Source organism: Pseudoalteromonas sp. QJM3NY_12 (genome assembly GCF_056173165.1).
The window spans coordinates 3,147,406-3,172,467 of record NZ_CM149661.1; the positions used below are offsets into that span (position 1 = coordinate 3,147,406).

32 protein-coding genes are annotated in these 25,062 nt (G+C 41.8%); 7 read left to right on the forward strand and 25 right to left on the reverse strand.

The window, feature by feature from the left end; translation table 11 throughout:
* Positions 1-21: 21 nt before the first annotated feature.
* The 16 genes from rpsD to AC0VZ5_RS14760 all read right to left on the reverse strand — a co-directional run bounded on the left by rpsD (position 22) and on the right by AC0VZ5_RS14760 (position 9,259).
* Positions 22-642, reverse strand: a complete 621-nt coding sequence (rpsD, locus tag AC0VZ5_RS14685) for a 30S ribosomal protein S4 (RefSeq protein ID WP_002959461.1) — start codon at positions 640-642, stop codon at positions 22-24.
* A gap of 21 nt (positions 643-663) precedes the next feature.
* A complete protein-coding gene (gene rpsK, locus AC0VZ5_RS14690) occupies positions 664-1,050 on the reverse strand; it encodes a 30S ribosomal protein S11 (RefSeq protein ID WP_002959471.1) in 387 nt (128 codons plus the stop codon).
* 12 nt (positions 1,051-1,062) lie between these two features.
* Positions 1,063-1,419, reverse strand: a complete 357-nt coding sequence (rpsM, locus tag AC0VZ5_RS14695) for a 30S ribosomal protein S13 (RefSeq protein ID WP_008115377.1) — start codon at positions 1,417-1,419, stop codon at positions 1,063-1,065.
* 125 nt (positions 1,420-1,544) lie between these two features.
* Positions 1,545-1,658, reverse strand: coding sequence for a 50S ribosomal protein L36 (gene rpmJ, locus AC0VZ5_RS14700; RefSeq protein WP_002959476.1), 114 nt, complete (start codon positions 1,656-1,658; stop codon positions 1,545-1,547).
* Positions 1,659-1,680: 22 nt separating this feature from the next.
* A complete protein-coding gene (gene secY, locus AC0VZ5_RS14705) occupies positions 1,681-3,009 on the reverse strand; it encodes a preprotein translocase subunit SecY (protein ID WP_008115380.1) in 1,329 nt (442 codons plus the stop codon).
* Positions 3,010-3,019: 10 nt separating this feature from the next.
* Complete coding sequence (gene rplO, locus AC0VZ5_RS14710) at positions 3,020-3,454, reverse strand: 50S ribosomal protein L15 (protein WP_008115382.1); 435 nt, start codon at positions 3,452-3,454, stop codon at positions 3,020-3,022.
* 4 nt (positions 3,455-3,458) lie between these two features.
* Positions 3,459-3,641 (reverse strand): 50S ribosomal protein L30, encoded by a 183-nt coding sequence (gene rpmD, locus AC0VZ5_RS14715; RefSeq protein ID WP_008115384.1) that lies wholly within the window; start codon positions 3,639-3,641, stop codon positions 3,459-3,461.
* A gap of 3 nt (positions 3,642-3,644) precedes the next feature.
* Complete coding sequence (rpsE, locus tag AC0VZ5_RS14720) at positions 3,645-4,151, reverse strand: 30S ribosomal protein S5 (protein ID WP_008115387.1); 507 nt, start codon at positions 4,149-4,151, stop codon at positions 3,645-3,647.
* A 9-nt stretch (positions 4,152-4,160) separates the two neighbouring features.
* Complete coding sequence (rplR, locus tag AC0VZ5_RS14725; RefSeq protein WP_008115388.1) at positions 4,161-4,511, reverse strand: 50S ribosomal protein L18; 351 nt, start codon at positions 4,509-4,511, stop codon at positions 4,161-4,163.
* A gap of 9 nt (positions 4,512-4,520) precedes the next feature.
* On the reverse strand, positions 4,521-5,054 hold the full coding sequence (rplF, locus tag AC0VZ5_RS14730; protein ID WP_008115390.1) for a 50S ribosomal protein L6: 534 nt from the start codon (positions 5,052-5,054) through the stop codon (positions 4,521-4,523).
* Between the two features lie 13 nt (positions 5,055-5,067).
* Positions 5,068-5,460 (reverse strand): 30S ribosomal protein S8, encoded by a 393-nt coding sequence (gene rpsH / locus AC0VZ5_RS14735; protein ID WP_008115392.1) that lies wholly within the window; start codon positions 5,458-5,460, stop codon positions 5,068-5,070.
* A gap of 21 nt (positions 5,461-5,481) precedes the next feature.
* Positions 5,482-5,787 carry a 30S ribosomal protein S14 gene (rpsN, locus tag AC0VZ5_RS14740; RefSeq protein WP_006794245.1) on the reverse strand — a complete coding sequence of 102 codons (306 nt, stop codon included), beginning with the start codon at positions 5,785-5,787 and terminating at the stop codon, positions 5,482-5,484.
* A gap of 10 nt (positions 5,788-5,797) precedes the next feature.
* Positions 5,798-6,337: a 50S ribosomal protein L5 gene (rplE, locus tag AC0VZ5_RS14745; protein ID WP_010392500.1), complete on the reverse strand. Its 540-nt coding sequence runs from the start codon at positions 6,335-6,337 to the stop codon at positions 5,798-5,800.
* A 16-nt stretch (positions 6,338-6,353) separates the two neighbouring features.
* A complete protein-coding gene (rplX, locus tag AC0VZ5_RS14750; protein ID WP_004589210.1) occupies positions 6,354-6,668 on the reverse strand; it encodes a 50S ribosomal protein L24 in 315 nt (104 codons plus the stop codon).
* 10 nt (positions 6,669-6,678) lie between these two features.
* Complete coding sequence (gene rplN, locus AC0VZ5_RS14755) at positions 6,679-7,047, reverse strand: 50S ribosomal protein L14 (protein ID WP_008115397.1); 369 nt, start codon at positions 7,045-7,047, stop codon at positions 6,679-6,681.
* A gap of 274 nt (positions 7,048-7,321) precedes the next feature.
* Positions 7,322-9,259 (reverse strand): AsmA family protein, encoded by a 1,938-nt coding sequence (locus AC0VZ5_RS14760; protein WP_475473444.1) that lies wholly within the window; start codon positions 9,257-9,259, stop codon positions 7,322-7,324.
* Positions 9,260-9,525: 266 nt separating this feature from the next.
* Here AC0VZ5_RS14760 and AC0VZ5_RS14765 point away from each other — a divergent pair, with 266 nt between their 5' ends.
* The 3 genes from AC0VZ5_RS14765 to AC0VZ5_RS14775 all read left to right on the forward strand — a co-directional run bounded on the left by AC0VZ5_RS14765 (position 9,526) and on the right by AC0VZ5_RS14775 (position 12,540).
* Entirely contained in the window at positions 9,526-10,689 is a 1,164-nt protein-coding gene (locus AC0VZ5_RS14765; RefSeq protein ID WP_475473446.1) for a hypothetical protein, read from the forward strand.
* A 292-nt stretch (positions 10,690-10,981) separates the two neighbouring features.
* Positions 10,982-11,659 carry a TorF family putative porin gene (locus AC0VZ5_RS14770; protein ID WP_475473448.1) on the forward strand — a complete coding sequence of 226 codons (678 nt, stop codon included), beginning with the start codon at positions 10,982-10,984 and terminating at the stop codon, positions 11,657-11,659.
* A gap of 203 nt (positions 11,660-11,862) precedes the next feature.
* Entirely contained in the window at positions 11,863-12,540 is a 678-nt protein-coding gene (locus AC0VZ5_RS14775) for a nitroreductase family protein (protein WP_138608294.1), read from the forward strand.
* A gap of 12 nt (positions 12,541-12,552) precedes the next feature.
* Here the strand turns inward: AC0VZ5_RS14775 and AC0VZ5_RS14780 are convergent, their stop codons facing one another.
* From AC0VZ5_RS14780 to AC0VZ5_RS14790, 3 genes are read right to left on the reverse strand one after another with little or no spacing between them, the layout of a single operon-like run.
* Entirely contained in the window at positions 12,553-13,620 is a 1,068-nt protein-coding gene (locus AC0VZ5_RS14780; RefSeq protein ID WP_475473450.1) for an efflux RND transporter periplasmic adaptor subunit, read from the reverse strand.
* Positions 13,610-16,885 carry an efflux RND transporter permease subunit gene (locus AC0VZ5_RS14785; RefSeq protein ID WP_475473451.1) on the reverse strand — a complete coding sequence of 1,092 codons (3,276 nt, stop codon included), beginning with the start codon at positions 16,883-16,885 and terminating at the stop codon, positions 13,610-13,612. The genes AC0VZ5_RS14780 and AC0VZ5_RS14785 overlap by 11 nt, the downstream gene beginning before the upstream one ends.
* A 5-nt stretch (positions 16,886-16,890) precedes the next feature.
* Complete coding sequence (locus AC0VZ5_RS14790) at positions 16,891-17,193, reverse strand: ArsR/SmtB family transcription factor (RefSeq protein ID WP_010392476.1); 303 nt, start codon at positions 17,191-17,193, stop codon at positions 16,891-16,893.
* Between the two features lie 129 nt (positions 17,194-17,322).
* Here AC0VZ5_RS14790 and AC0VZ5_RS14795 point away from each other — a divergent pair, with 129 nt between their 5' ends.
* From AC0VZ5_RS14795 to AC0VZ5_RS14805, 3 genes are all read left to right on the forward strand, one after another.
* Positions 17,323-17,511, forward strand: a complete 189-nt coding sequence (locus AC0VZ5_RS14795) for a YgaP family membrane protein (RefSeq protein WP_010392474.1) — start codon at positions 17,323-17,325, stop codon at positions 17,509-17,511.
* Positions 17,512-17,516: 5 nt separating this feature from the next.
* Entirely contained in the window at positions 17,517-17,861 is a 345-nt protein-coding gene (locus tag AC0VZ5_RS14800; RefSeq protein ID WP_138608299.1) for a rhodanese-like domain-containing protein, read from the forward strand.
* Between the two features lie 67 nt (positions 17,862-17,928).
* Positions 17,929-19,710, forward strand: a complete 1,782-nt coding sequence (locus tag AC0VZ5_RS14805; RefSeq protein ID WP_475473454.1) for an alkaline phosphatase D family protein — start codon at positions 17,929-17,931, stop codon at positions 19,708-19,710.
* Positions 19,711-19,801: 91 nt separating this feature from the next.
* On the opposite strand, the gene AC0VZ5_RS14810 is transcribed toward AC0VZ5_RS14805, so the two are convergent.
* The 4 genes from AC0VZ5_RS14810 to AC0VZ5_RS14825 all read right to left on the reverse strand — a co-directional run bounded on the left by AC0VZ5_RS14810 (position 19,802) and on the right by AC0VZ5_RS14825 (position 21,644).
* Positions 19,802-20,344, reverse strand: a complete 543-nt coding sequence (locus tag AC0VZ5_RS14810; protein ID WP_475473456.1) for a PH domain-containing protein — start codon at positions 20,342-20,344, stop codon at positions 19,802-19,804.
* 77 nt (positions 20,345-20,421) lie between these two features.
* Positions 20,422-21,039, reverse strand: coding sequence for a LysE family translocator (locus AC0VZ5_RS14815; protein ID WP_475473457.1), 618 nt, complete (start codon positions 21,037-21,039; stop codon positions 20,422-20,424).
* A 9-nt stretch (positions 21,040-21,048) separates the two neighbouring features.
* Positions 21,049-21,231, reverse strand: a complete 183-nt coding sequence (locus AC0VZ5_RS14820) for a hypothetical protein (protein ID WP_008467291.1) — start codon at positions 21,229-21,231, stop codon at positions 21,049-21,051.
* A gap of 14 nt (positions 21,232-21,245) precedes the next feature.
* Complete coding sequence (locus AC0VZ5_RS14825; protein WP_475221968.1) at positions 21,246-21,644, reverse strand: DUF3224 domain-containing protein; 399 nt, start codon at positions 21,642-21,644, stop codon at positions 21,246-21,248.
* An 88-nt stretch (positions 21,645-21,732) separates the two neighbouring features.
* Between AC0VZ5_RS14825 and AC0VZ5_RS14830 the strand changes: the two genes are divergently transcribed.
* Complete coding sequence (locus AC0VZ5_RS14830; protein ID WP_290167473.1) at positions 21,733-23,511, forward strand: ABC transporter transmembrane domain-containing protein; 1,779 nt, start codon at positions 21,733-21,735, stop codon at positions 23,509-23,511.
* 14 nt (positions 23,512-23,525) lie between these two features.
* Here the strand turns inward: AC0VZ5_RS14830 and AC0VZ5_RS14835 are convergent, their stop codons facing one another.
* On the reverse strand, positions 23,526-24,191 hold the full coding sequence (locus AC0VZ5_RS14835; RefSeq protein WP_475473460.1) for a hypothetical protein: 666 nt from the start codon (positions 24,189-24,191) through the stop codon (positions 23,526-23,528).
* Positions 24,192-24,286: 95 nt separating this feature from the next.
* Positions 24,287-24,919, reverse strand: coding sequence for a YiaD family glycine zipper/OmpA-like lipoprotein (locus tag AC0VZ5_RS14840; protein WP_010392457.1), 633 nt, complete (start codon positions 24,917-24,919; stop codon positions 24,287-24,289).
* Positions 24,920-25,062 lie beyond the last annotated feature (143 nt).

Genomic DNA, 25,062 nt, shown 5'->3' on the forward strand with positions numbered 1-25,062 from the left:
ATCCTCTCTTAACTCTTAACTTTACTTAGAGTAAAGTTCGACGATTAGTTGTTCATTAATGTCCGCAGACAGATCTGAACGCTCAGGTAGGCGCTTGAAGCTACCTTCCAATTTCTTACCGTCAACTTCAACCCAAGTCGGCTTTTCACGTTGCTCAGCCAACTCTAGAGCAGCGATGATACGTGCTTGTGTTTTAGACTTCTCACGAATTACAACAGTATCTTCTGGAGTAATTACGTATGAAGGAATATTCACAACACGACCATTAACTAGAATCGCTTTGTGGCTTACTAACTGACGTGCTTCAGCGCGTGTGCTAGCAAAACCCATGCGATATACAACATTGTCTAAACGTTGCTCTAAAAGCTGTAACAAGTTTTCACCTGTGTTGCCTTTAAGGCGAGCAGCTTCTTTGTAGTAGTTACGGAATTGCTTTTCTAATACACCGTAAATACGACGTACTTTTTGCTTTTCACGTAATTGTAAACCGTAATCAGATAAGCGTCCTTTACGAGCGCCGTGCTGACCAGGTGCAGTCTCAAGTTTACACTTAGAGTCGATAGCTCTTACGCCGCTCTTAAGGAACAGGTCAGTACCTTCACGACGACTCAGCTTGAGCTTAGGGCCCAAATATCTTGCCATGTTATTTCTCCTAACCTATTGTTAAACGCGACGTTTCTTCGGTGGACGACAACCATTATGTGGTATTGGCGTCACGTCAGTAATGTTGGTGATACGGTAACCAGCAGCATTCAAAGCACGTACAGCAGATTCACGACCTGGACCTGGACCTTTAATGAAAACTTCTAGATTTTTTAAACCGTATTCTTGAGCAGCAGTACCTGCACGCTCTGCAGCAACCTGAGCAGCGAATGGAGTAGATTTACGTGAACCACGGAAACCTGAACCACCGGCAGTAGCCCATGATAGTGCATTACCTTGACGGTCGGTAATCGTTACAATAGTGTTGTTGAAAGACGCATGAACATGAGCCATACCATCAGCAACTTGCTTTTTAACCTTTTTACGACGAATTGGTGTCTTAGCCATTTTACTATCCCCTTATCGCTTAATAGGCTTACGAGGACCCTTACGGGTACGCGCGTTAGTCTTTGTTCTTTGACCACGAAGTGGTAAAGAGCGACGGTGACGTAGGCCACGGAAACAACCAAGGTCCATAAGGCGCTTGATATTCAAAGTAACTTCACGACGAAGGTCACCTTCTACAGTGTACTTGCCAACTGCTTCACGCAATACGTCAAGTGTTTCGTCTGAAAGTTCACCGATTTTTGTGGTCTCGGCGATACCAGTCGCTTCTAAGATAGCCTTAGAGCGAGTCTTACCTATGCCATAAATAGCTGTTAAACCAATAACTGCATGTTTATGATCAGGGACGTTAATGCCAGCGATACGGGCCACTAACACATCTCCTATATTTGAATTTGGTAATCATCTGTTTGAAAAGCCCGTAAGGATACTCAAACGAAGACCAAATCACAACTAAAAACACAGGCCGAGAAACCTCAGCCTGCACGACTGTTTACTTAGCCTTGCCTTTGCTTATGCTTAGGCTCACTGCAAATTACGCGTACTACACCAGCACGTTTAATAACTTTACAGTTACGGCATATTTTCTTAACGGAAGCACGTACTTTCATTGCTCAACTCCGTAAACTGACCTTATCGACCGTAGCCTTTAAGGTTCGCTTTTTTCAGCACAGAATCATACTGATGTGACATCAGATGCGTCTGTACTTGTGCCATAAAGTCCATGATTACAACAACGATAATCAAAATTGATGTACCGCCGAAATAGAATGGCGTTTGCCATGCCATAGTCATGAATTCGGGCACCAGACAGATAAAGGTTATATACAAAGCACCTGCCAATGTCAGGCGTGTCATCACTTTATCAATGTATTTAGATGTCTGCTCACCTGGACGAATACCTGGGATAAATGCGCCAGATTTTTTCAGGTTGTCTGCTGTTTCACGCGGGTTAAAAACCAACGCTGTGTAGAAAAAGCAGAAGAAGATGATAGCCGCAGCTAAAACCATTGCATACAAAGGCTGACCTGGAGTCAACGTTGTAGCAATTGCTTGTAGCACATCAGCAACCGGACCTTCACCCTGGCCGAACCAGCTTGCAATTGTACCAGGGAACAGAATTATACTGCTAGCGAAGATTGGTGGAATAACACCCGCCATATTTACTTTCAGAGGTAAATGCGTGCTTTGAGCAGCAAATACTTGACGACCTTGTTGACGTTTGGCGTAGTTAACAACGATACGTCGTTGTCCACGTTCAAAGAATACAACAAGATAAGTAACAGCGAATACTATAACCGCAACCATCAACAGTACAAAAACATTCAAATCACCTTGGCGCGCCATTTCGGCTGTCGAACCAATAGCAGACGGCAGGTTAGCTACAATACCAACAAATATTAGAACTGAGATACCGTTACCGATACCACGTTCTGTTATCTGTTCGCCCAACCACATAAGGAACATAGTACCGGTTACTAAACTCACCACTGCGGTGAAATAGAATCCCATACCTGGGTTAACAACTAACCCGTTCATCATGCCCGGTAAGCTTGTGGCAATACCGATTGATTGGATAGTAGCAAGCACAAGCGTGCCGTAGCGTGTGTACTGGCTTATCTTTTTACGCCCTTGCTCACCTTCTTTCTTAAGCTCTATAAACGGCGGATACATATGCGTTAATAGTTGCGTAATAATCGAAGCCGAGATATACGGCATGATACCCAGTGCTAACACTGAAGCTCGCTCAAGCGCACCACCGCTAAACATGTTGAACATCTCAACAATGGTGCCCTTTTGTTGCTCGAAGAAATCGGCAAGTACAGCGGCGTCAATCCCAGGGATCGGCACAAATGAACCTAGACGGTAAATTATGATAGCACCCAATACGAAGAGTAATCGGCGCTTCAATTCCGAAAGTCCACCTTGTGCACTTTGTGTATCTTGACCTGGTTTAGCCATTAGTACTTCCTTAGTCTTCTACCTTGCCTCCGGCAGCTTCGATAGCTTCGCGTGCACCTTTAGAAGCCTTAAGGCCTTTAACGGTAACAGCGCGTGAAACTTCGCCAGATTTAACAACTTTAACGAACTGAACGTTCTTTTTAACTAGACCAGCTGCTTGTAACGCGCTTAGGTCTACCACATCGCCTTCAACTTTAGCGATTTCGTATAGGTTAATTTCTGCAGATACTAAAGATTTGCGAGAAGTGAAACCGAACTTAGGTAGACGACGTTGCATAGGCATTTGACCGCCCTCAAAACCAACGCGTACTTTACCGCCAGAACGTGATTTTTGACCTTTGTGACCACGGCCACCAGTCTTACCAAGACCAGAACCGATACCACGACCAACACGTTTTGGAGCAGTTTTTGAACCTGCAGCAGGTGAAAGTGTATTCAAATGCATCGAATTACCCCTCTACCTTAACCATGTAATAAACCTGGTTGATCATACCACGCACACATGCTGTGTCTTCTAACTCAACAGTGTGATTGATACGACGTAAACCAAGACCGCGTAATGTAGCTTTATGCTTCGGTAAACGACCGATAGAGCTTTTTACTTGTGTTACTTTTACAGTTTTATTAGCCATGGTTTACCCCAAAATCTCATCTACTCGAAGACCACGTTTTGCAGCGATCGACTGAGGAGAATTCATGTTCTCAAGAGCTGAGATCGTTGCACGTACAACGTTGATCGGGTTAGTAGAACCGTAACATTTAGAAAGTACGTTCTGCACACCAGTCACTTCAAGTACTGCACGCATAGCACCACCTGCAATGATACCAGTACCTTCAGATGCTGGTTTCATAAACACTTGTGAGCCAGCATGACGTCCTTTAACAGGATGCTGTAATGTGTTGCCATTTAGGTCTACGTTGATCATGTTACGACGTGCTTTTTCCATTGCTTTTTGAATAGCAGCTGGAACTTCACGTGCTTTACCATAACCGAAACCTACTTTACCTGCGCCATCACCAACTACAGTTAGTGCAGTAAAGCTAAAGATACGACCACCTTTAACTACTTTAGACACACGGTTCACCGCGATTAGCTTTTCAGCTAAATCAGGCTGTTGTTGCTTTGCTTCTACGTTAGCCATTGTCTACTCCTAGAATTGCAAACCGGCTTCACGCGCAGCATCAGCTAGCGCCTTCACACGGCCGTGATATTTAAAGCCACTGCGATCAAAAGCAATCTTTTCGATGCCTTTGTCAGCCGCACGTTCAGCAACCGCTTTACCAACTGCTTGTGCAGCTGCAACGTTGCCTGTGCCTTTAACTGTTTCGCTAATAGCTTTCTCAACAGTAGAAGCAGCAGCCAGTACATTACCCTCAGCGTTTACAACTTGAGCGTAAATGTGACGTGGCGTGCGGTGGATAACAAGACGCGTTGTGCCTTGTTCAATATAATTTCTACGAGTGCGTTTAGCACGACGTAGACGAGCTGTTTTTTTATCCATCGTCTTACCTTACTTCTTCTTAGCCTCTTTACGGCGTACATTCTCATCTGAATAACGAACACCTTTACCTTTATAAGGCTCAGGTTTACGGTATGCACGAATGTTAGCAGCTGTTTGACCAACTAACTGCTTGTCTACGCCCTTAACTAGAACTTCTGTTTGGCTTGGAGTTTCAATCGTAATTCCTTCAGGAACTGCGAAATTAACTGGGTGCGAGAAACCAAGAGTTAAGTCTAAAACTTTGCCCTTAGCTGCAGCACGGTAACCAACACCTACTAACTGAAGTTTCTTCTCGTAACCTTCATGCGTACCAACAACCATGTTGTTGATTAGAGCGCGAGCAGTACCTGCTTGTGCCCATGCATTGGCTACGCCTTCACGAGGTAAAGTTGTAATAACGTTGTCGTTAACTTGTACTTCAACAGCATTGTTGATAGTACGAGTAAGTTCACCGTTTTTGCCTTTAACTGTGATTTCCTGGCCTTTTAATGTAACTTCTACACCGGCAGGAACGTTTATTGGTGCCTTTGCTATGCGAGACATAGTTCCCCTCCGATTAAGCTACAAAACCAATGATTTCACCACCAACGCCTGCACTACGTGCTGCGCGGTCTGTCATTAGGCCTTTAGAAGTTGATACGATAGCGATACCTAAACCACCCATTACCTTCGGTAATTCGTCACGTCTCTTATAGATACGTAGACCAGGGCGACTTACACGCTGGATATTTTCAATAACAGCTTTGCCTTCGAAGTACTTTAACTCGATAGAAAGCTCAGGTTTAACATCACCACTTACTGCGAAGTCTGCGATGTAACCTTCATTTTTTAATACATTAGCTACTGCTACTTTCAGTTTCGAATTAGGCATCGTTACAGATACTTTCTTCGCTGACTGACCGTTACGGATTCGTGTAAATAAATCCGCGATAGGATCTTGCAAGCTCATAGTCTTACTCCCATGATTCTATTACCAGCTAGCCTTTTTAAGGCCAGGAATTTCACCGCGCATAGCTGCTTCGCGAACTTTAATACGGCTCATGCCGAATTTGCGAAGGAAACCATGTGGGCGGCCCGTAATGTTACAACGATTACGTTGACGTGCAGGGCTAGAATCACGAGGTAAAGCTTGTAGCTTAAGTACCGCGTCCCAACGATCATCTTCAGATGTATTAACATCACTGATGATAGCTTTTAGTGCTGCACGCTTTTCAGCGTACTGAGCAACTAGTTTAGTGCGCTTTGCTTCGCGCGCTTTCATAGAATTCTTTGCCATAACCCTACCCTTATTTCTTGAATGGGAAGTTAAACGCTTCTAACAACGCACGGCCTTCCTCATCTGATTTCGCAGATGTAGTGATTGTGATATCCATACCGCGTACACGGTCTACTTTATCATAATCAATTTCTGGGAAGATGATTTGTTCACGTACGCCCATGCTGTAGTTACCACGTCCATCAAAAGACTTAGCACTTACACCACGGAAGTCACGGATACGTGGGATAGCGATTGAAACCAAACGCTCAAAAAAGTCCCACATACGCTCGCCGCGTAGGGTTACTTTACAACCAATCGGGTAACCTTCACGCACTTTGAAGCCAGCAACAGATTTGCGTGCTTTAGTGATTAAAGGTTTCTGACCAGAGATAGCTTCTAGATCCGCAACAGCGTTATCTAAAATCTTCTTGTCAGCTAAGGCTTCGCCCACACCCATGTTTAATGTGATCTTTTCGATCTGAGGGACTTGCATGACAGAGCTGAAACCAAACTTCTCTTGAAGTTCAGCAACTACTTTGTCTTTATATACTTCATGCAGTTTCGCCATCATTCTACTCCAACTATTAGATAGTTTTACCAGTAGATTTAAAGATACGTAATTTCTTACCATCTTCAATCTTGAAACCTACACGATCTGCTTTGCTCGTTTCCGAGTTGTAGATCGCAACGTTTGATACGTCGATAGACGCTTCTTTCTCAACAATACCGCCAGCTTGGTTCAACTGTGGAACCGGCTTTTGATGTTTCTTGATTAAGTTAATGCCTTCGACAAATACTCGACCAGACTCGGTTACAACTGAAAGCACTTTGCCGCGCTTACCTTTGTCTTTACCTGCTAGTACGATTACTTCGTCATCACGACGGATTTTTGCTGCCATGATAGACTCCTTACAGTACTTCTGGGGCTAGTGAAACGATTTTCATGAACTTTTCATTACGAAGTTCGCGAGTCACAGGGCCGAAAATACGAGTACCAATAGGCTGCAAGTTATCATTTAAGATAACAGCCGCATTGCTGTCGAAACGGATCAATGAACCGTCTGGACGACGAACGCCTTTTTTGGTACGCACAACTACCGCGTTTTTAACATCACCTTTCTTCACTTTACCGCGAGGAATCGCTTCTTTTACAGAAACTTTAATGATATCGCCAATCGCTGCATAGCGACGGTGTGAACCACCAAGGACTTTTATACACTGCACTTTGCGAGCGCCGCTGTTATCAGCAACTTCCAGCTGAGTTTGCATTTGGATCATGTTAATGACCTCCGGTGTAGTAATTACAACTTGTCTTAAATTTGTTTAAAATCAAGACATTTCGATTGAATTCCACTCAAAAAACATACTAGATGTCTCTTAAGGGCGGGCAATTGTATCAGCATTGAGAGGGGAGTGGTAGGTTATTTTTTAATTAATTTAATGCGGACGCTAAATTAGAAACTGGTTTTTTATGCTATTTATCTAAATTACAGGTGGTTATAAAACAAACAAGGCATCTCAGCGATGCCTTGTTTTATATCAGTAATTAAAATTAGCCAAACAAACCTTTTAATTTGTCTTTAATTTTATCTTTAGCTTTTTCTTTTGCTTCATCTTTAACCGCACTGCCTATATCTAATTTTATGCCAACATCATGAAATGGGCCTTTTATTCTCAGAGGAATTTTAAAGCCAGTGCTATCATCGGTAGTACCCTGACCTTCAATAGAATCAACTAAACCTGTTACTAGGCGGTAATTAACCAGAGTTTGCGGTAAATCAACATCTCCTTCACCTGAAATACGTATTAAAGGGCTGATCAACGATAAATCAGTATTTTTGCCTACGCCATTGGTAAAGTTAAAACTACCAGAAAGTGCAGAGAAATCTGTTTTCTCAGATTCCTCAAATCCTGTATCTAATCCCTCAGACACGGCATTAAAGTTGCCTTTAACTAGCTCTTTACCCTTACGCACCATTTCCGCTACGTTTGCTCCCTTAACTGCACCATCCGCGAATTTGAACCCCAGCTCACCATTGAGCGCGTTAATAAACGTTTTTTGGCTTTGCCCTACTGTAGTTAAATTCCAGTTTAAAGAGCCTTTACCCATTAATTTATCAAAACCGGCAGCATCAGTAAGTAAGGGCTGTGCCTCTATTTTATCTAAGTCGAAGTTGGTCGCTATTTTATAAGGGGTATTTTGGGCATTGATAGTAACCCCCCCTGTACCTGTTCCTTCATAAGCGGCAAAGCTATCTAAGCTTAATTTAGCAATGCTATTTTTAAGTGCTACAGTGAACTGGTTAGCGCCGAGTTTAATGTCGTTAGCTTTTAAACCGCTTGAACGAACAATCATATTTGCATCTAATGCACTTAAGCCACTTAAATCAATTTTAGTATCATCCCACACTATTGGCTCTGCAGGCTTAGAGTCGTCTTTTGCTGGGACTTCTTTTTTAGCTACGGTTTCAGGTAAGTAAGGATTTAAATCAAGCATGCCTAAGTCAATATCAGCATTAACCGCTAAACGACTGCCTAGATTCACCTTACTTTTACCTTTAATCTCGAGTGCATCGAGCGTTGCAACTAATTCAGTTAGGTTAAACTCTTCACCGAGCAGGTGCATTTGGGCATTGATACTAAAGGCATTAAACGCATTGTCTTTAGCGTTTAAGTCAACCCCTTGCCAGTTAGCAATATTTTTAACTGAATCACCGTTAAGTGCTAATAATCCATTAATATCTTGGCCTTGTTTGGCTATGCTGCCATCAAACGTTAAATCTACTAAACGTGAGTTAAGTTTTTGCTTTACATTAAATGTGGCGCCTTCAATCGCTTTTGCTGGAGTATCAAGTTTTACATCAAGCTCAAATCGCTCTTGCATATAAGTAATAGCACCGGTTACTTCGAGCTGTTTGCGCAGTGAAGGCAGTAATATAGCCAGTTCTAAATCGCTAATTTGTTGTTTAGCACCCGTTTGACCATCTAAATATGTAAACGACCCGCCATAAATAGCGACTTCACCTAATTGAATATCAAAGTTTTCAGGTAGTTTGACTGCCTCACCCGATTGAGTTTGCTGCTCTGGCTGTTTAGCCACTGCATCAAATAACTGCCAGTTAGCTTTACCGCTTTTATCGGTTTCTAGCAAAATATCAGGTTCATTAATGACAAACTTTTCTAGCTTTAACTCGCCACCGAGTAATGAAAGCCAGGGAATATGAACGGCAAGTTGCTGCATACTTGCCATATCAGCGCGAGAGCCACTGGGCATATTGGCAAAATGCACATCATTAAGCTCCAGCTTTAATGCAGGAAATACACTGAGGGTTTTATCTCCCTTTATCGTTAATGTGCGCCCAGTTGTTTTTTCTACCTGCTCAGACACTTTATTAAAAATAGTATCAGTAGGAATTAAAAATGGTGCAGCAACAATTAACGCTATACATAGCAATAATATGACACCAATAATTTTAAATAAGGTCTTCATGATCATCCTTTCAAACGTGCAAATAATGCTCTTATCATAGCGAGAGTTAGCGCGAAAAGCATTGTTAAACAAATAAAAATGTATTAACCATAGCTATCCTCTTTCTAAATTAGGTTTTGAAGACTCACTTTAATAAACTTAAAGATTCACGCTTCTGATTACATTCCTTTAATTGTTCGGTATGATGCGCGCCCCTGTTGTATTTAGCCTAAATAAGCTAAAATAAAGCGACTAAAAAGTATATCTAACCGGAGAGTCTACAAGGCATGAAGAAACTGCTAATTTCACCGTCAAAAATGGCATTAGGCGAGCAAGAAAGTCAAATTTACCAAAACATTCTGAAGCAATCTTCAGAGCTAAGCCTAAACCTGATGGCTGTGAAAGTGGAAAACCATCCAGAAGACTTTTTAGGTTGGTGTTACGAGCTATTAAGCGCAAGCCGCGACCGCATTAATTATGACTTACTCGAAACCCCACAATTACCATTATTAAAAAAGCTGCATGACCAACTTATTTCAGCCATTAGCTTTTTACAATTAAAAACATTACGGGTAGCGCCTTGGCCAGTAGTGAGTATGTTTGTAGAGCAACATAAAGAACTGGTGGCACTTGATGAGCAGTTACGTTTAACTACTTATATTGCAGGCCTACGTGAAAAATCGTTAAAAGATATGATCCCTGAAGACTTACTCGCTTTTAGCGGTAAGCATATGGCATCACTCGATCCGAGTACTTATAATTTTGATGTAGAATGGTTTGCCTCTACCAAAAGCGCCAAAGGTTTTCACCAGATGCTGGCTGACCTGCCAGGTGCCTTCGACGACGCGCTTAGCAACATTCCACTTGAGGGTGATGTAGCCCAAACTGATTATCAGCAATTTGTAGTTGCTTACTTGAGTGCATTTAATGGTAGTGATGAAAAACCAACACTGGCACCTGCCACCCGCTTATTAGCAATGCGCCGCCCTGATGTATTTACACCAATAAGCAATAGCCGCTTAGATGCACTTTGCTCAGCTTTAGGTATCACCAAATTAAATAACCGCGACTTTGAGCGTTATTGGCAAGATGTAGTACAAAGTATTCACGCTATGTCATGGTTTAAAATGGCCAACGCTGGTAATGAACTAGAAACCCAATTAGTAGATATTAAAGCGCTTATACCTTGCTTTTTTTACTATGCAGATACTAACACTGCTGATAACTCTAACTACATTAAGCTACTTAATAAACCTACACGTAGCACTTCTAGCAGCAGTAAAGCGCCACGCCGAGGTAAAGAATCTGCTGAGATTTTAGTGGACCGCGCTCTTGCTGCTGATGATATCCCAGAACATATTCGTGCTAAACGTGACTCCATTATTAGCGAAGTACAGAAAGGTCGTGGCGTAAACGAAACAATTACCCTAATGCATACCATATTTGGTTAATTAATCAACAAGCAAACCCAAATGGCCTAGCAGCGCTTTGATGGTGCAGCTAGGCTACTTTTTGCACCAGCAAAGTGAACCTTTAAAATAATCACTTTTGTATACCTACCTCATATTATTTTCAATACATTGTTTTAAATAATAAAAATAATTTATAAACAAATAAGTTTAATTTGGCACACACAGTGCAAATACCCCATTAGTAACATAATAAAATGCCGCCAAACAAAAGGTTGTAGTCATTCATAATAAAAAGCCTTGGCGTGCAAAATCATACAATGGGAAATAAGACATGCTAAAACTACAAAAAACAATATTGATCAGTGCATTGGCATTAACAGGAATGACATCAACTACTGCATGTGCTGAAGTAACAGCAAATGCAGCAGCCACTTCTAACTACTTATGGCGCGGACAAGAGCAAACTGGGGGCGATGCAGCTGTATCTGGCGGTATTGATTACGCTAATGAATCTGGCTTTTATGCGGGTACTTGGGCGTCAAATGCGTCTTGGGCCGATGAAATGACCTACGAGCTAGACATATACGCAGGTTTTGGCGGCGCAATCAATGAAAGCGTGAGTTATGACGTAGGTTATATTTATTACGCGTACCCAGATGCGGCATCAGGTGCCGATGCAGATTTTTCTGAAGTTTACGGTAGCATTAGTGTGCAAGGTTTTACATTTGGTGCAGCCGTACTTGCAACTTCTGCTGCCAATGGTGACGGTACTGATTTTGGTGATTCATTGTATTTAAATGCCGATTACAGCTTCGCTGTTGGTAGCAATGGCACAGAAATGGCGCTACATATAGGTCATTACTCAGGCGATTTCATCGGTGATGACAATATCATTGATTATGGTGTATCGGTGTCTAAAGACGGTTTTACTTTTGGTCTATCAGATAACGACATGGACGGCTCTGATGTAAAAGCCTATGTAGCCTACGCTGTAGACTTTAACCTATAAAAAATGTGTTACTTGCTGCAACACTAAGGGCCGCAAGGCCCTTTCTCGTTTCATTGAGATCTTACTGCTACTCAAATTTGTTTTTGCTAAAATTTTTTTACTGCCAGTTTATTTTTATGATTGAATAAGCTTAATAACACTTGCTTAGAAATGAGCCTATCGGTATAAAAACCAAACACTCTAAAAATAAGAAGCGAACAGCCATGCAAGATCACAAAAGCCAACCATTAACCGATTTTATAGAATACCCGCCAGAGGAAATGCTCGAGCGAGCGAATGAGTTTTTACAAACTAGCCAACGCCGCCATAGTATTCGCAGCTTTAGTAACCGCCAGGTGCCAAAAGAAATAATCGAAACCTGTATAAAAGCGGCAGGTACAGCACCTAGTGGCGCAAACCACCAGCCTTGGCATTTTGTGGCCATTAATAGCGCAGATGTTAAAAAGCAAATTCGTGAAGCAGCCGAGAAATTAGAACGCTCATTTTATGAAGGTCGCGCAGGCGAAGAATGGCTTGATGCATTAAAACCATTAGGCACCGATGCTAATAAACCCTATTTAGAGCACGCACCATGGTTGATTGCAGTGTTTAGTCAAAAAAAGGGAGGTGTAAATACGGACGATAAAAACACAAATTACTATGTGCATGAATCAGTAGGGCTGGCCACTGGCTTTTTAATTCAAGCACTACACCGAGCAGGCCTTGCAACCTTGACCCACACGCCAAAACCAATGAGCTTTTTAACCGATATTTGTGGTCGCGACAAAGATAACGAGCGCCCTTACATGCTATTAATTGCAGGCTACCCCGATGAGCATGCAACGGTACCACTGCATGCACTTGATAAAAAGTCGCTGGATGAAATAGCCACTTTTATTTAACCTGAACTCTGGTTATTCAGTTATTGGTTGATAATCCACTGCTATTTTATCGCCAGCTTTAAGGCCCGTAATAATATGTTGCTGATTATCAATCTGCTCACCTAAGCGCACAAAACGACGCTCAATTTTGTCAGCGTTAATGACATACATCATACTGAGCTGTCCAAAGTCATGTATCCAATTAGGGTTAACAAGCACACCTTGGGTGTTTTCAAACGGTAAATGCAATTGTGCATATAACCCAGGGATCATTCCTGACTGTGGCTCAATTTCTAGCCGGATCAGTAAGCTACGTGCAGCGTTATCAACGACTGGTACAATTTCACTGATATTTGCAACCGTTGTTAGGTTGAGCGAAGGTAAACTCACGTTTAAACGATCGCCTAACTTAAGCTTTACTGCTTGTTGCTCTCGTACATTAAAAGCAAGTTGAAGTTGCTTTGGATTATAAAGCGTTAACAACGGTATACCAGGTGTGGCTGTATCGCCAGGTTCAGCTAAACGTTCAACAACGACACCAGATATAGGGGCTTTAATTTGCGTGTAGTTAAGTGATACCTGCGCCTGAGTTTGCTGCTGCTTTGCTCCAGCTAAATTGGCAGTTAAGTTATCAAATTTTGCTTTAGCATCATCAAGCTCACTCACGGGTACTAACCCTTTTGCCTGTAACTCAGTTACTCTAGTAAGTTGCTTTTTAGCTTGGTTTAATGAGGCTTGCACCGCATTAATATTTGCCTCACTTTGTGCCAGCATCGCTTTAAAGTCATCTTGCTTTAGGGTGATTAATAAGTCACCTTTGCTAACCTTATCACCGGCGCGCACTTTAAATTGCTTTACTTGTGCCATTACATTTGACGAAATTTGGGTGTTTTGTTTCGCAATTACACTCCCTGGTACATACTCTGTTAGCGAAATAGTTTGCAGCTCAACAGTGACCACCTCACCTTGATATTGAGTAACTGAAATCTCTTTTAACCCTGCAGGCTGTTTATCACTAAAGCTACCGGCCATGTATAGCACTGCTACAATAACCACAACCAATGCACTGATTGCGCCTAAAACTTTTGATTTACCCTGCATGTGCTTCTTCCTCTGGGTTTGTAAACACTAAATAATAAACAAGCGGTACAACAAATAACGAAAACACGGTAGACGCCACGATGCCAAAAATAATTGCTATGGCTAATCCGCTAAATACTGGGTCAAGTGTGATCACTAAGTTACCTAATAAAGTAGTTCCGGCGGTTAATAATACTGGGCGCATTCGTACCGACCCTGCAGCAATAAGTGCCTCTTTTATTGCCACCCCCTGAGCGCGTGCTTGGTTAATAAATTCGACTAAAATAAGTGAATTACGTACTACAATACCTGCTAAGGCAATCATGCCTATCATCGCAGTAGCGGTAAATAATACCGGCTCAGGAGCCCCTGCTATGGTGCGTTCACCAAATTGATTGAGTAACCAAAATCCAGGCATAATACCAATCACTGTTAATGGAATGGCCGACATAATAATCAGCGACAAACTAACAGATTGAGTTTGAATGCGTAAAATAATAAATATAGCACTGAGCGCAAAGGCAAAAGCAATGCCCATATCCCTGAACACATCAATGGTGATACGCCACTCACCTTCACCACTAAAGTTAACATCAGTTCCTTGCGGTAATTGCCATGGCGCGGTTCCGCCATTATTAAAAAAGTGCCGTGTTAACCACACGCTTTTTTCAAACCCATGATCACTTGCGTTTAAATCGGCATTTACATCCGTAATAATCTCTGCAGGCGTGCGTCCATTTAGTTCCGCCATCACATAAATAACGTCACGCTGATCTTTACGCATTAGTGTGTCGGCCACGTTTAATGGTTTAAACTCTCCCAGCTCTGAAAGCGATACTAAAGGCCTTGGTGCACTTGTTATACCTAACTCATTACTGGTTTTAGCTAAGTCCCTATCCCCTCTTACTTGCAGCGCAAGTAATTGTGAAAGCTGATTACGTTCGCTATAAGGCAATTGTAATTGTATAGAGACTGGCTGAGTTTCATCGCTTACGTACAACACTCCAACCTGTTGCCCCTGCGAAGCAATACTGAGTGTTTGTGCAATATTTTGGGTAGTAATAGCACTGAGCGCAGCTTTGGATTTATCTGTAATAAAGCGCTGTAATGGCGCAGGAGCAACCAAAGAGGTATCAACCTCAACAACATGAGGCTCTTGGCGTAAACGTGCTGCAACATGTTGAGCAGCCTGCCTATGGGTATGCTTATCAACAAAGGCATCACGATACACTTCAGCGACTAAAGTGCTCACCACCGGTGGCCCAGGTGGTACCTCAACCACTTTAATAACAATGCCATTTTTTGCTAAAGGAGCAAGTTGTTCGCGTAACCGCATAACCACCCCATGTGATTGATGATCTCGTGCTGATTTATCCACCAGCAATACTCTGAGCTCTGCTAAGTTAGCAGCTTCACGGCGATAATAACCACGCACCATGCCATTAAAATCCATGCTGGAGGGCTGCCCAATATATGCGGCTATTTCACTTACTTCATTTAACTGCCACGTGAGGGTTTGAATTTGCTTAGTAAAAGCAGCTGTGCTCTCTAGATTAGTACCCTCTGGCATATCTATAAGTACTTGCAGCTCATTTTTGTTATCAAAGGGCAGGAGTTTTAATGGTACCAAGCGCATCACGGGTAAAATGGCACTAATAATAAACAATCCTAACGTTATCCATAGCACCCATTTAGCTCTCCCTTTAGAGGCAAGTAGTGGACTAAGTAATCTTTGGTATAAACCCGCTTTAGGCTCAAGCTCAGGTTGTTCTAGGGTGTTCGGTTTAAGCAATTTCATTGCCAACCATGGGGTGACAAAAAAGGCTACCAAAGTAGATACCATCACACTAATGGGCACGTTGAACGCCATAGGTGCCATGTATGGCCCCATCATGCCGGTAATAAACGCCAGTGGAATAAACGCCACCATTATAGTGAGTGTCGACATAAGCAAGGCATTTCGAATTTCGCTCATTGCGCCAACAACATGCTGTTTTTTATCGCCTTTGTTATTTATAAAGCGACTAATATTATCAATACCCGTGATTGGGTCGTCTACCAGTAAGCCTAATGATAAAATAAGCGCAAATAAGGTCACCCGGTTAATGGTGTAACCAAATGCAAAATCTAATGAGAGTGTAATGCCATAACAAATAGGAACCGCCAGCCCAACCACCACGGCAGGACGCCAACCTAAAAACACGCCAACAAATATCACCACAGTAAACACTGCAAACACTAAACTTGATGTGAGGTTATTTACTTTTTCATTCGCAGTTTGGCCATAATCTCTGAGTACTGTATAGCTAACTTCTGGTGGTAATAAGGTATTTGCAAGTTCATTCATCATGGTATGAACATCATTAGCGACAGCAACCGCATTAGTCCCTGTTTGCTTGGCTACGCTTAAAGTAACCATGGGCAACTGCTGCTGATCAGTAGATTGCGCTAACCATTGGTAATGCTCAGTTTCACCAGGGCCATCGCTTACTGTTGCAATGTCCATCAAGTAAACACTTTTACCATTAACCACATTAACAACTAATTGCTCTACCGCTGATTGTGTTCTTAGTACATCACCTGCCTGAATAGCAATTTGCTGCTGATTATCAACCACATTTCCCACTTGGGTGAGTTGGTTTGATACATTTAATGCGTAAAAAACATCGTTTACCGTGGTTTGATGGGCAGCCAGTGCGCTGGCATTTAAATTGATGGTAAGAGTACGTGTACGCCCCGAAATTACTTTAACTTCACTGGTATGCTCAATGCGTTGTAAACTATTAGCAATTTCGTTAGCAAAACGGGTTAGTTCATAATCACCATAGAGTTGCGGGTCTTTACTGTAGAGGCCTAACATCACAATAGGTACGTCATCTACTTCTATTGGGCGAATTTGCCAACTTTTGATCACCGATGCCATTGTATGCTGATAACTATTTAGTTTTGCGTAGGTATCTAAAATAGCTTGTTCGCGGTTGTGCCCTACTTCAAAACGCAGCGTAACCACTGTACTGTTAGTTTGTGTGGTTGAGTAAATATGCTCAACTCCCACCAACTGGGCCAGTAACTTTTCGAGCGGTTGAGTTACTAACCTAGCGACTTCAGGCGCCTCAACGTTAGGTGCAGATACATAAATATCGAGCATGGGCACAGTAATTTGTGGCTCTTCTTCTCGAGGTGTCTGATTTAGTGCAAGTACCCCAAGTAACAAAGACATCACAAAAATAACAATCGGAATGCGACCACTTAAACTACTTTTTACCGCATTGTCTATTAAGCTCATTGCACTTAGCCCTTACAAAATAACCCATACAAGGTACCAAGCAAAACGACCGCATTTTCATCAATGACACGATAATAAATTGTTTGGCTCTCGCGGCGCGTAGCCACAATATTTGCTTTACGCAGCGCTGCTAAATGCTGAGATAACGCAGACTGCGCTAATGGCACGGCTTCATTAAGCTGAGATACGCTCATTTCTGAATCTTGCAAAGAACATAAAATCATTAAGCGATTTTTATTGGCTAAAATTTTTAATAGCTGCTCAGCTTGTTCTACATTGCCGGCCATGGCAGTAAAGTCAATATTCATACTATGCTCTTATTCTAAAATAGAGCCTGAGTATAAGACGTTAGGTTAGAAAAGTCTAATATTAGATTTTACTAATATAGATATATCTAATATAGTAGCTGTACTGAATTAAATAACTGGCCTACTATAATGAAACTAAACAATGCACTCAGACTAATCGCTGGCATAATGATTATTGTGTCGCTTTTATTGCAAACTTATCACGATCCTAAGTGGATTTACTTTACAGCTTTTATCGCAGTAAATTTAATTCAATCAGCTTTTACTAGCTGGTGCCCAATGATCACTTTATTACGCAAACTTGGCTTTAAGGAATAAACACCATGCTTACACCCATTCCCGATTTACTAAAAATAATTACTCCTAATCAGCGCCGTATTGATGCCGAACAAGCAAAGAAAGAACTTGAGCAAAATAAAGGCTTACTGATTGATGTGCGTGAACCCGCTGAACATGCCACCAAAGCAGCTACTGGCGCAATTAACATTCCACGCGGGTTACTTGAAATGAAACTTATGGAAATAGAAAAAGACGCAGCCCGTCCTATTTATTTACATTGCGCTAGTGGCGCGCGTGCAACATTAAGTGCTGAGGCACTGACTCGAGTAGGTTACAGAAATGTGACAGTTATCACCTGTGATGCAACGAAAGTGTTGAATACATTCTAATTTTTTTAACAAAAAAGTAACCTTAATGTGGTACGATTTGCTTTTTATACTTTATAGGTACAAAGCAATGACGCTTACACGAAGAACTTTTTTAAAAGCCTCGGCAGCAGGATTTGGGGTCGCAGTCTTATCGTTAGGGTTAACGGGTTGTCGGTTTGATGATGAAGATGATAATTTTATTGACGTTAGTTTTAACCATGGCGTTGCTAGTGGCGACCCACTAGCAGATAGCTTAATTTTATGGACTCGTGTTACACCAAAAGATCCAGCAACCAGCCGTATTAAAGTGCAATGGCAAGCTGCGACAGATGAAAATTTCACCTCTATTAGTCACGATGGTGAAGCCTATATAAGTGCAGCCACAGACTTTACTCTCAAAATTGACTTACAAGGCCTTGATCCCAACACAACGTATTACTACCGCTTTAAATCAAATGGTAAAACCTCTCCTATTGGCTCAGGTAAAACATTACCAACAGGCAATATTGATCAAGTAAAGCTGGCAGTTGTGTCGTGCGCTAATTACCCTGCTGGCTTTTTTCATGTTTATGGTGAAATAGCAAAGCAACCTGACTTAGATGCGGTACTCCATTTAGGCGATTACATATACGAATATGGAAATAATGGCTACGCTACTGAAGACGCAACTAGCTTAGGTCGCTTACTACCTGAAGATAACAGCAATGAAATTATTAGCTTAACTGACTATCGTAAACGCTATGCCCACTACCGCACCGATGGCAATTTACAAGCAGCTCACAGCAATTGCGCCTTTATAACAGTATGGGACGACCATGAGGTTACTAATGATACTTGGCGTGAAGGTGCAGAAAACCATAATGACGGTGAAGGTGAATTTAGCGCGCGTAAACTACATGCCCTACAAGCCTACTTTGAATGGATGCCTATACGTAATGTAGCCGATAAAGAACGTATTTATCGCCGTTTTGAATTTGGTAATTTAGTGTCGCTATACATGCTAGATACCCGTGTGCTCGCTCGTGATGAACAACTCAACTATGCTGATTTTGATTTAACTAGCGCACAAGGGCAAAGCGATTTTGTTAGTGCTGTTAGTTCGCCCACACGCGCATTACTGGGTAGTGAACAACTAACCTGGCTCACCGATGGTATGACAACCTCAAACTCAAAATGGCAAGTACTTGGCCAACAAGTGTTAATGACCAAGATGCACCTGCCGTTTGAAGTACTACAGCTTTTAGTGAGCCTACAAGTAAGCCAAGCAAATGGTGCTGACACTGGCGCCCTGCTTGCTCAAGCATCAGCATTATTTGCTGAGCTGGCACAAATTAAAGGCCGTATTCTAGCTGGTGATCCAACAGTAACTGATGCAGAGCGTGCGCGTGTTGATACCACCGCACCTTACAATTTAGATGCCTGGGACGGCTACGCCTATGAGCGTGAGGTACTGCTTGGTACAGCTATTGCTGCACAAAAAAACTTAGTGGTGTTAGCCGGCGATACTCACAATGGTTGGGCTGGGCAATTAAAAACTGATGCGAGCAATCCAATAGCCGCATCACAAAATGCGGGAGTTGAGTTTGCCACCTCTTCAGTGTCTTCGCCAGGTCTTGAAAAATACTTAGCACTAAATACACAGGGCCCTGAAGTTACAGTTCAAATGGAGCAAGTTCTTGCTTTACTTGTAAACGACTTGGCTTATAGCAATTTGGCTGACCGAGGTTATCTAACAGTTACCTTCACTCAAGAACAAGCAAGCGCTAAGTGGAATTATGTAAGCAGCATAAAAACAACCTCTTACGAAATGCAAACCGAGCGCAGCAAAGAATTACGTATGCTAGCAGGTCAGCCTGAAATACAAGGGTAAATTACTCTAAACACGAGAAAACCAATCTAAGGCTCATAACTTCCTTAGATTGGTTTAATAAAAATAACCTATTTTCAAAGAGAGCTGTTGGTTACTTTTTCTCATCCAATAAAGTAACTAACATTTGCTCGATATTTTTTACACTGTAGGTCAATGAGCGAATCAGTTCGACTTGGCTTGGTGGCTCGTCTTGTTTTGCTTGAACGGGTTGTTCTGCAGTGAGGTTATCTTTTTGCGTTAAAATGGCTTCACGAAATTCACTGGCACCAACTACCCCAAGTAACGATACCAACGCACCATGTCCCGACTGTCCTGCTGTTTCAAAACTTAAACGGTATAAGCCAAACATGCGCATTAGCGGCCCCTGACTCAACCCGACATCAGTGATTTTTTCTAGTGGAATCGATTTTTCTTCTTTAAATAAAATACCGCGTTTAACCACTAGCTTGCGCTCTAGTAAATCGGCCGACATAGCGGCTAATACTCTACTTGCGACTAGCCACACTAAAAGTAATACAACGGGTAAAAGTATAATAGTTACAACTGGAAAAAGGCTAAATATTGCAGCTAAGCACATCCAGTACTGTTTTACCTTGTTATCAAAAGTGGCACTTTTTAAAGTTATATTAGACATAGTTTTATTACTTTTAAATTATAGTATTTTTAAGTTACATTAATTACAAGTTGTACACAATTCAACCACCTTGATAGTTACAATCCAATAACCACTTTAATTGCCAGCGCAATAAATACCGCACCTAACAGCCTATCTAACCAAATATTTTGTTTAGTAAAACCAAAGCGCTTTTTAGACACCTCAGTGAGTAAGGCTACCAATAAATACCAGCCTGTATCTATCACAAAAACCGTTAAGCACATAATAACGCCAATATTTAAAGTAAGGTTCTCTGGGTCGATAAATTGTGAAAATAACGCCAAAAAGAAAATTGCTAGTTTGGGGTTTAAAAATGCAATGGCAAAGCCATCTTGTAACGCCTTAGAGCTGCTCATGTCGCTTTGCTGAATGTTTAGCTCGCTGTCGTTGGGGTTTGAAAATAGTATTTTCAAACCTAAATATGCTAAATAGGCTGCCCCTAAATACACTAAAAATTGGTACACAGTAGGAAATTGCAACATCAATGCACCTAATCCCAACAGTGAAGCTGCGGCATATAAGCCCACTCCAAAACCATGGCTTAATGCTGCCAGCATGCCATTTTTCATGCCACCGCTTAAGCTATGCTTTAATACCACAGCTAAACTGGGCCCGGGCGACATTGCCCCCATCATGCACACCAGTGCTAAGCTCAACCATAATGATAACGCCATTAGTAACCCTCATATTTCTTCATTTTCAATAAGTAATGCATAACCATGCACTTGCCCATAAAAGCCTGTCAATGGCACTGCGTTTATTACTTTCCAGCCATCTTGGTTTAATTCCAGTATGCGATCATTTAGTGCGACTATATCAACCCCACCCAAAAAACGGGCCTTTCTGAATTCGATTACTTTTTGCATTATAAATACCTGCTTTATAGGCTGTATTCAAAATCATAATGATGAATACCTTGCTCTATGCGTATCGCCATACTGCCTGTTAATCCTGCGAGCTCATCAGTGCCTGAGTCGGGCACCACTTTTAAAATTAAGCTGTCTTGGCCTTTGTCCATCAGCCCAAAATGCTGCAGTACAAAACTGCCTTTCTTGCTCTCAAGCTCGCCTATCACTTGCTCTATTGCAACATAACCAGCGCTGCCTTGGGTGGGAGTCATGGCGCTAAGCATTTCGCCTTGGCTAGTTGCCGTTAAGCTGCCAGTAAATTGTTTATCAATCGACATCCGACCTAAATTAATGCCTTGCTGTCCATGTGCATACCCTTCTATAGGCGCTAATGTAACGGTAAACTCGCCGGTTATCTGTTTAGTTGTCATAATTTTTCCCTATTGATGATTTTTAATACTATTGATTTTTAATCTATTGATGCCATATCTATACCTTAATCATCAATAAGAATCTACTATGCCTACAGACAAGCCTGCTTCAGATAAAGCCGCTTTTAGCGCTTTATTCCCCATATTTAATTTTATTAAGCCCTATAAGTGGGTAGTTTTAGGGGCTCTAGTTGCATTACTTGCCACCGCAGGGGTTAACTTATCGCTAGGCCAAGGCGTTAAGTTTGTGATTGACCATGGCTTTATTGCCGGCTCGCAAGCGCAGTTACAACAAGCTGTTTTGGTATTAATTGGCCTGATCAGTTTATTGGCAGTGGGTACATTCAGCCGATTTTATTTAATGTCGTGGATTGGCGAGCGAGTCAGTAATGACATTCGAAAAGCTGTATTCAATCGTATTGTTACTTTACACCCGAGTTACTTTGAAGAAAATCGCAGCGGCGAGCTGATGTCGCGACTCACCACCGACACTACCTTATTACAATCTATTATCGGCTCATCATTTTCTATGGCGCTGCGAAGCGCGCTAATGTTAGTCGGTGGCTTAATTATGCTGCTTGTTACTAATTTAAAGCTTACCTTGGTCGTTGTGGCCTGCGTCCCTTTAGTACTGGTGCCTATGTTGGTTTTTGGAAAAAAAGTACGCAAACTAGCAAGCTCCAGCCAAGATGCGATTGCAGATATCAGCACCTACGCGGGTGAGATCATTCAAAATATAAAAGTGGTACAGAGTTATAGCCATGAACAGCAAGAGCAATCTGCTTTTGCTAATGAAACTGAAAAGGCCTTTAACGTTGCCAAAAGCCGCATTAAACAACGTTCGTTTTTAATTGCAGCAGTTATTTTTCTTACCTTTAGCGCTATTAGTGCCATGCTCTGGGTAGGCGGTAGTGATGTGCTCGCAGGCACTATGACGGGCGGTGAACTTGGCGCATTTGTATTTTATGCCATTATGGTGGCCATGTCGGTTGCCACCGTTGCAGAGGTTTACGGTGAATTACAACGCGCCGCAGGAGCTGCAGCAAGATTGCTCGAGTTGCTTGCGGTTGAAAGTAAAATACAAAATCCCGAAATCCCACAAGATGATCAGTTGCATACAACTACCAGCAACAGTGCAATTTCACTTGAAGGTATTAGCTTTAATTACCCTTCTCGCCCAGATGTAAGCGCATTAAATAATATCAGCTTAAATATTGAAACAGGTAAAACTGTGGCTATTGTTGGCCCTTCAGGTGCCGGTAAAACCACCTTGTTTGAACTGTTACAGCGTTTTTATGACCCTGCTAGCGGAGCGATTAAGTTTCATAATATAAATATTAAACAGTTGTCGTTAAACACCTTACGCAACAAAATGGGGATGGTGGCACAAAACCCGATTTTATTTAGCTCTGATGTTATGCATAATATTCGCTATGGCAACCCAAGCGCCAGTGACGAGCAAGTTTATGCAGCCGCTAAACATGCCCATGCTGATGAATTTATAAAACAGTTACCACAAGGCTATAACAGCTTCTTAGGTGAACAAGGTGTAAGGCTATCGGGTGGGCAAAAGCAGCGTATTGTTCTTGCTCGCGCCATTTTAAAAGACCCAGAAATACTGCTACTTGATGAGGCTACCAGCGCGCTTGATGCGCAAAGCGAGCATCATGTTCAGGCCGCACTTGAACACTTAATGCAAAATAGAACAACGCTGATTATTGCCCATAGACTGGCCACGGTAAAACATGCCGATATGATTGTGGTAATGGAGAATGGCGAAATAAAAGCTACAGGCACTCATCAGCAATTAATGGCAAGTAACCCTTTGTATCAAAAACTATGTGAATTACAGTTTAATTTAGATTGATTGCATTTTAGTTGCTACTTCTTTTTAAGCCATTTATTCATTGCGGTATCGTAAGCCTCAGTTAGCTTAGTTTTATCGCACTTTACACCAGCTATGTAACTTTCGGGCAAGTCATTTTTTGGCATAACCCCTGCACCAACGGATACCTTTCTAAAACAGCTATCACCTCGTCGATAAGTGGTAAATTGCATATTTTGCTGCTCTATTTTTAATAGTGGCTTTACCTTGCCTGCATGCTCTTTTGAAACTGTAATACGCTTTTTCTGAAGGTCACTCTTTGCAGTATCAGAATAGCCAGTTTGTTGCTGTAAAATACTGTTGAGTCCTTTGTTTAAATCGATCTTTTTATAAGGCTTTAAAATTACAGGCTGAGTATTTTTCGTGATGGTATTTAGCGGCTTAGTCGTTTTCTCTGTTTTTTTATAATTAATATTTAGTGGTTTTGATTGGGTTGCATTAATAAGCTCAATAGATTTAATCTCTGTATTTTTATTTGTATGAGCGCGTTGTTGAGGGACTTGTTGTGTTGCTTTAATTTTAGCTGGCACACTTACCATATAAGCTTTAATTGGGGTTGATTGCGGTGGTTTTATGTCAGGTGCTTTTAATGTGGCAACAAAAAGCAAAACTAATCCGTGTAAACATATTGATAAAATAATTGCCGTGCGCCACGCTGCCATAAATATGTCCTTATCGAAGAACTATTTGTGACAGCTAACGCAGGCAAAAGTGCCATTAAAATATACAAAACCACGCATTTGCGCGGTTTTAGCTATTAACCTTGTGTATTAGGCACTATTTGAATTTCGACGCGGCGGTTTTGCGCGCGACCATTCGCGGTATCGTTAGTGGCAATTGGGCGTGATTCACCAAAGCCGCTCGTACTTACTCGTGCAGCCATAATTTGTTGGTTTACCAAGTAATTTTTTACACTTTGTGCTCGCTGCTCTGAAAGAGTCATGTTGTAACTATCTTTGCCCGTGCTGTCGGTGTGGCCTTCAACACTTAAGTAGGTTTTTTCGTATTTATTCATTACACTTGCTATCGCATTTAGAGTGTCATGAAAGCCCGATGAAATATAAGATTGATCAGTCGCAAACGTAATATTAGAGGGCATCACTAAGCGTAAGTTATCACCTTCACGTACCACTTCAACTCCCGAACCTGCTAGTTCATCACGAAAAGCAGCTTCTTGTTTATCCATGTAATCACCTACAGCTGCCCCCGCTAGCGCACCAATAGCTGCACCAATAAAAATACGTTTATCTTTGTGGTTACCTGTCGCCTTACCTAAAATCCCTCCTGCTGCGGCACCAATAGCGGCGCCTTTACCCGTGTTATTCATTTCACAGCCAGAAAGTAATACGGCTACGACAGTGACACTTAAAAGTGATTTGGTTAACATCATGGTAATTTCCTATTCATTTAGAATTTATTATTGCAATTATGCAAACATTTGTATGAACCAAAAATGAAGAGTAACGTAAAACACGTATTATTACTTACTTCATACGGACTAATGATAGCGTTTCATAAAAATGTCATACTTAT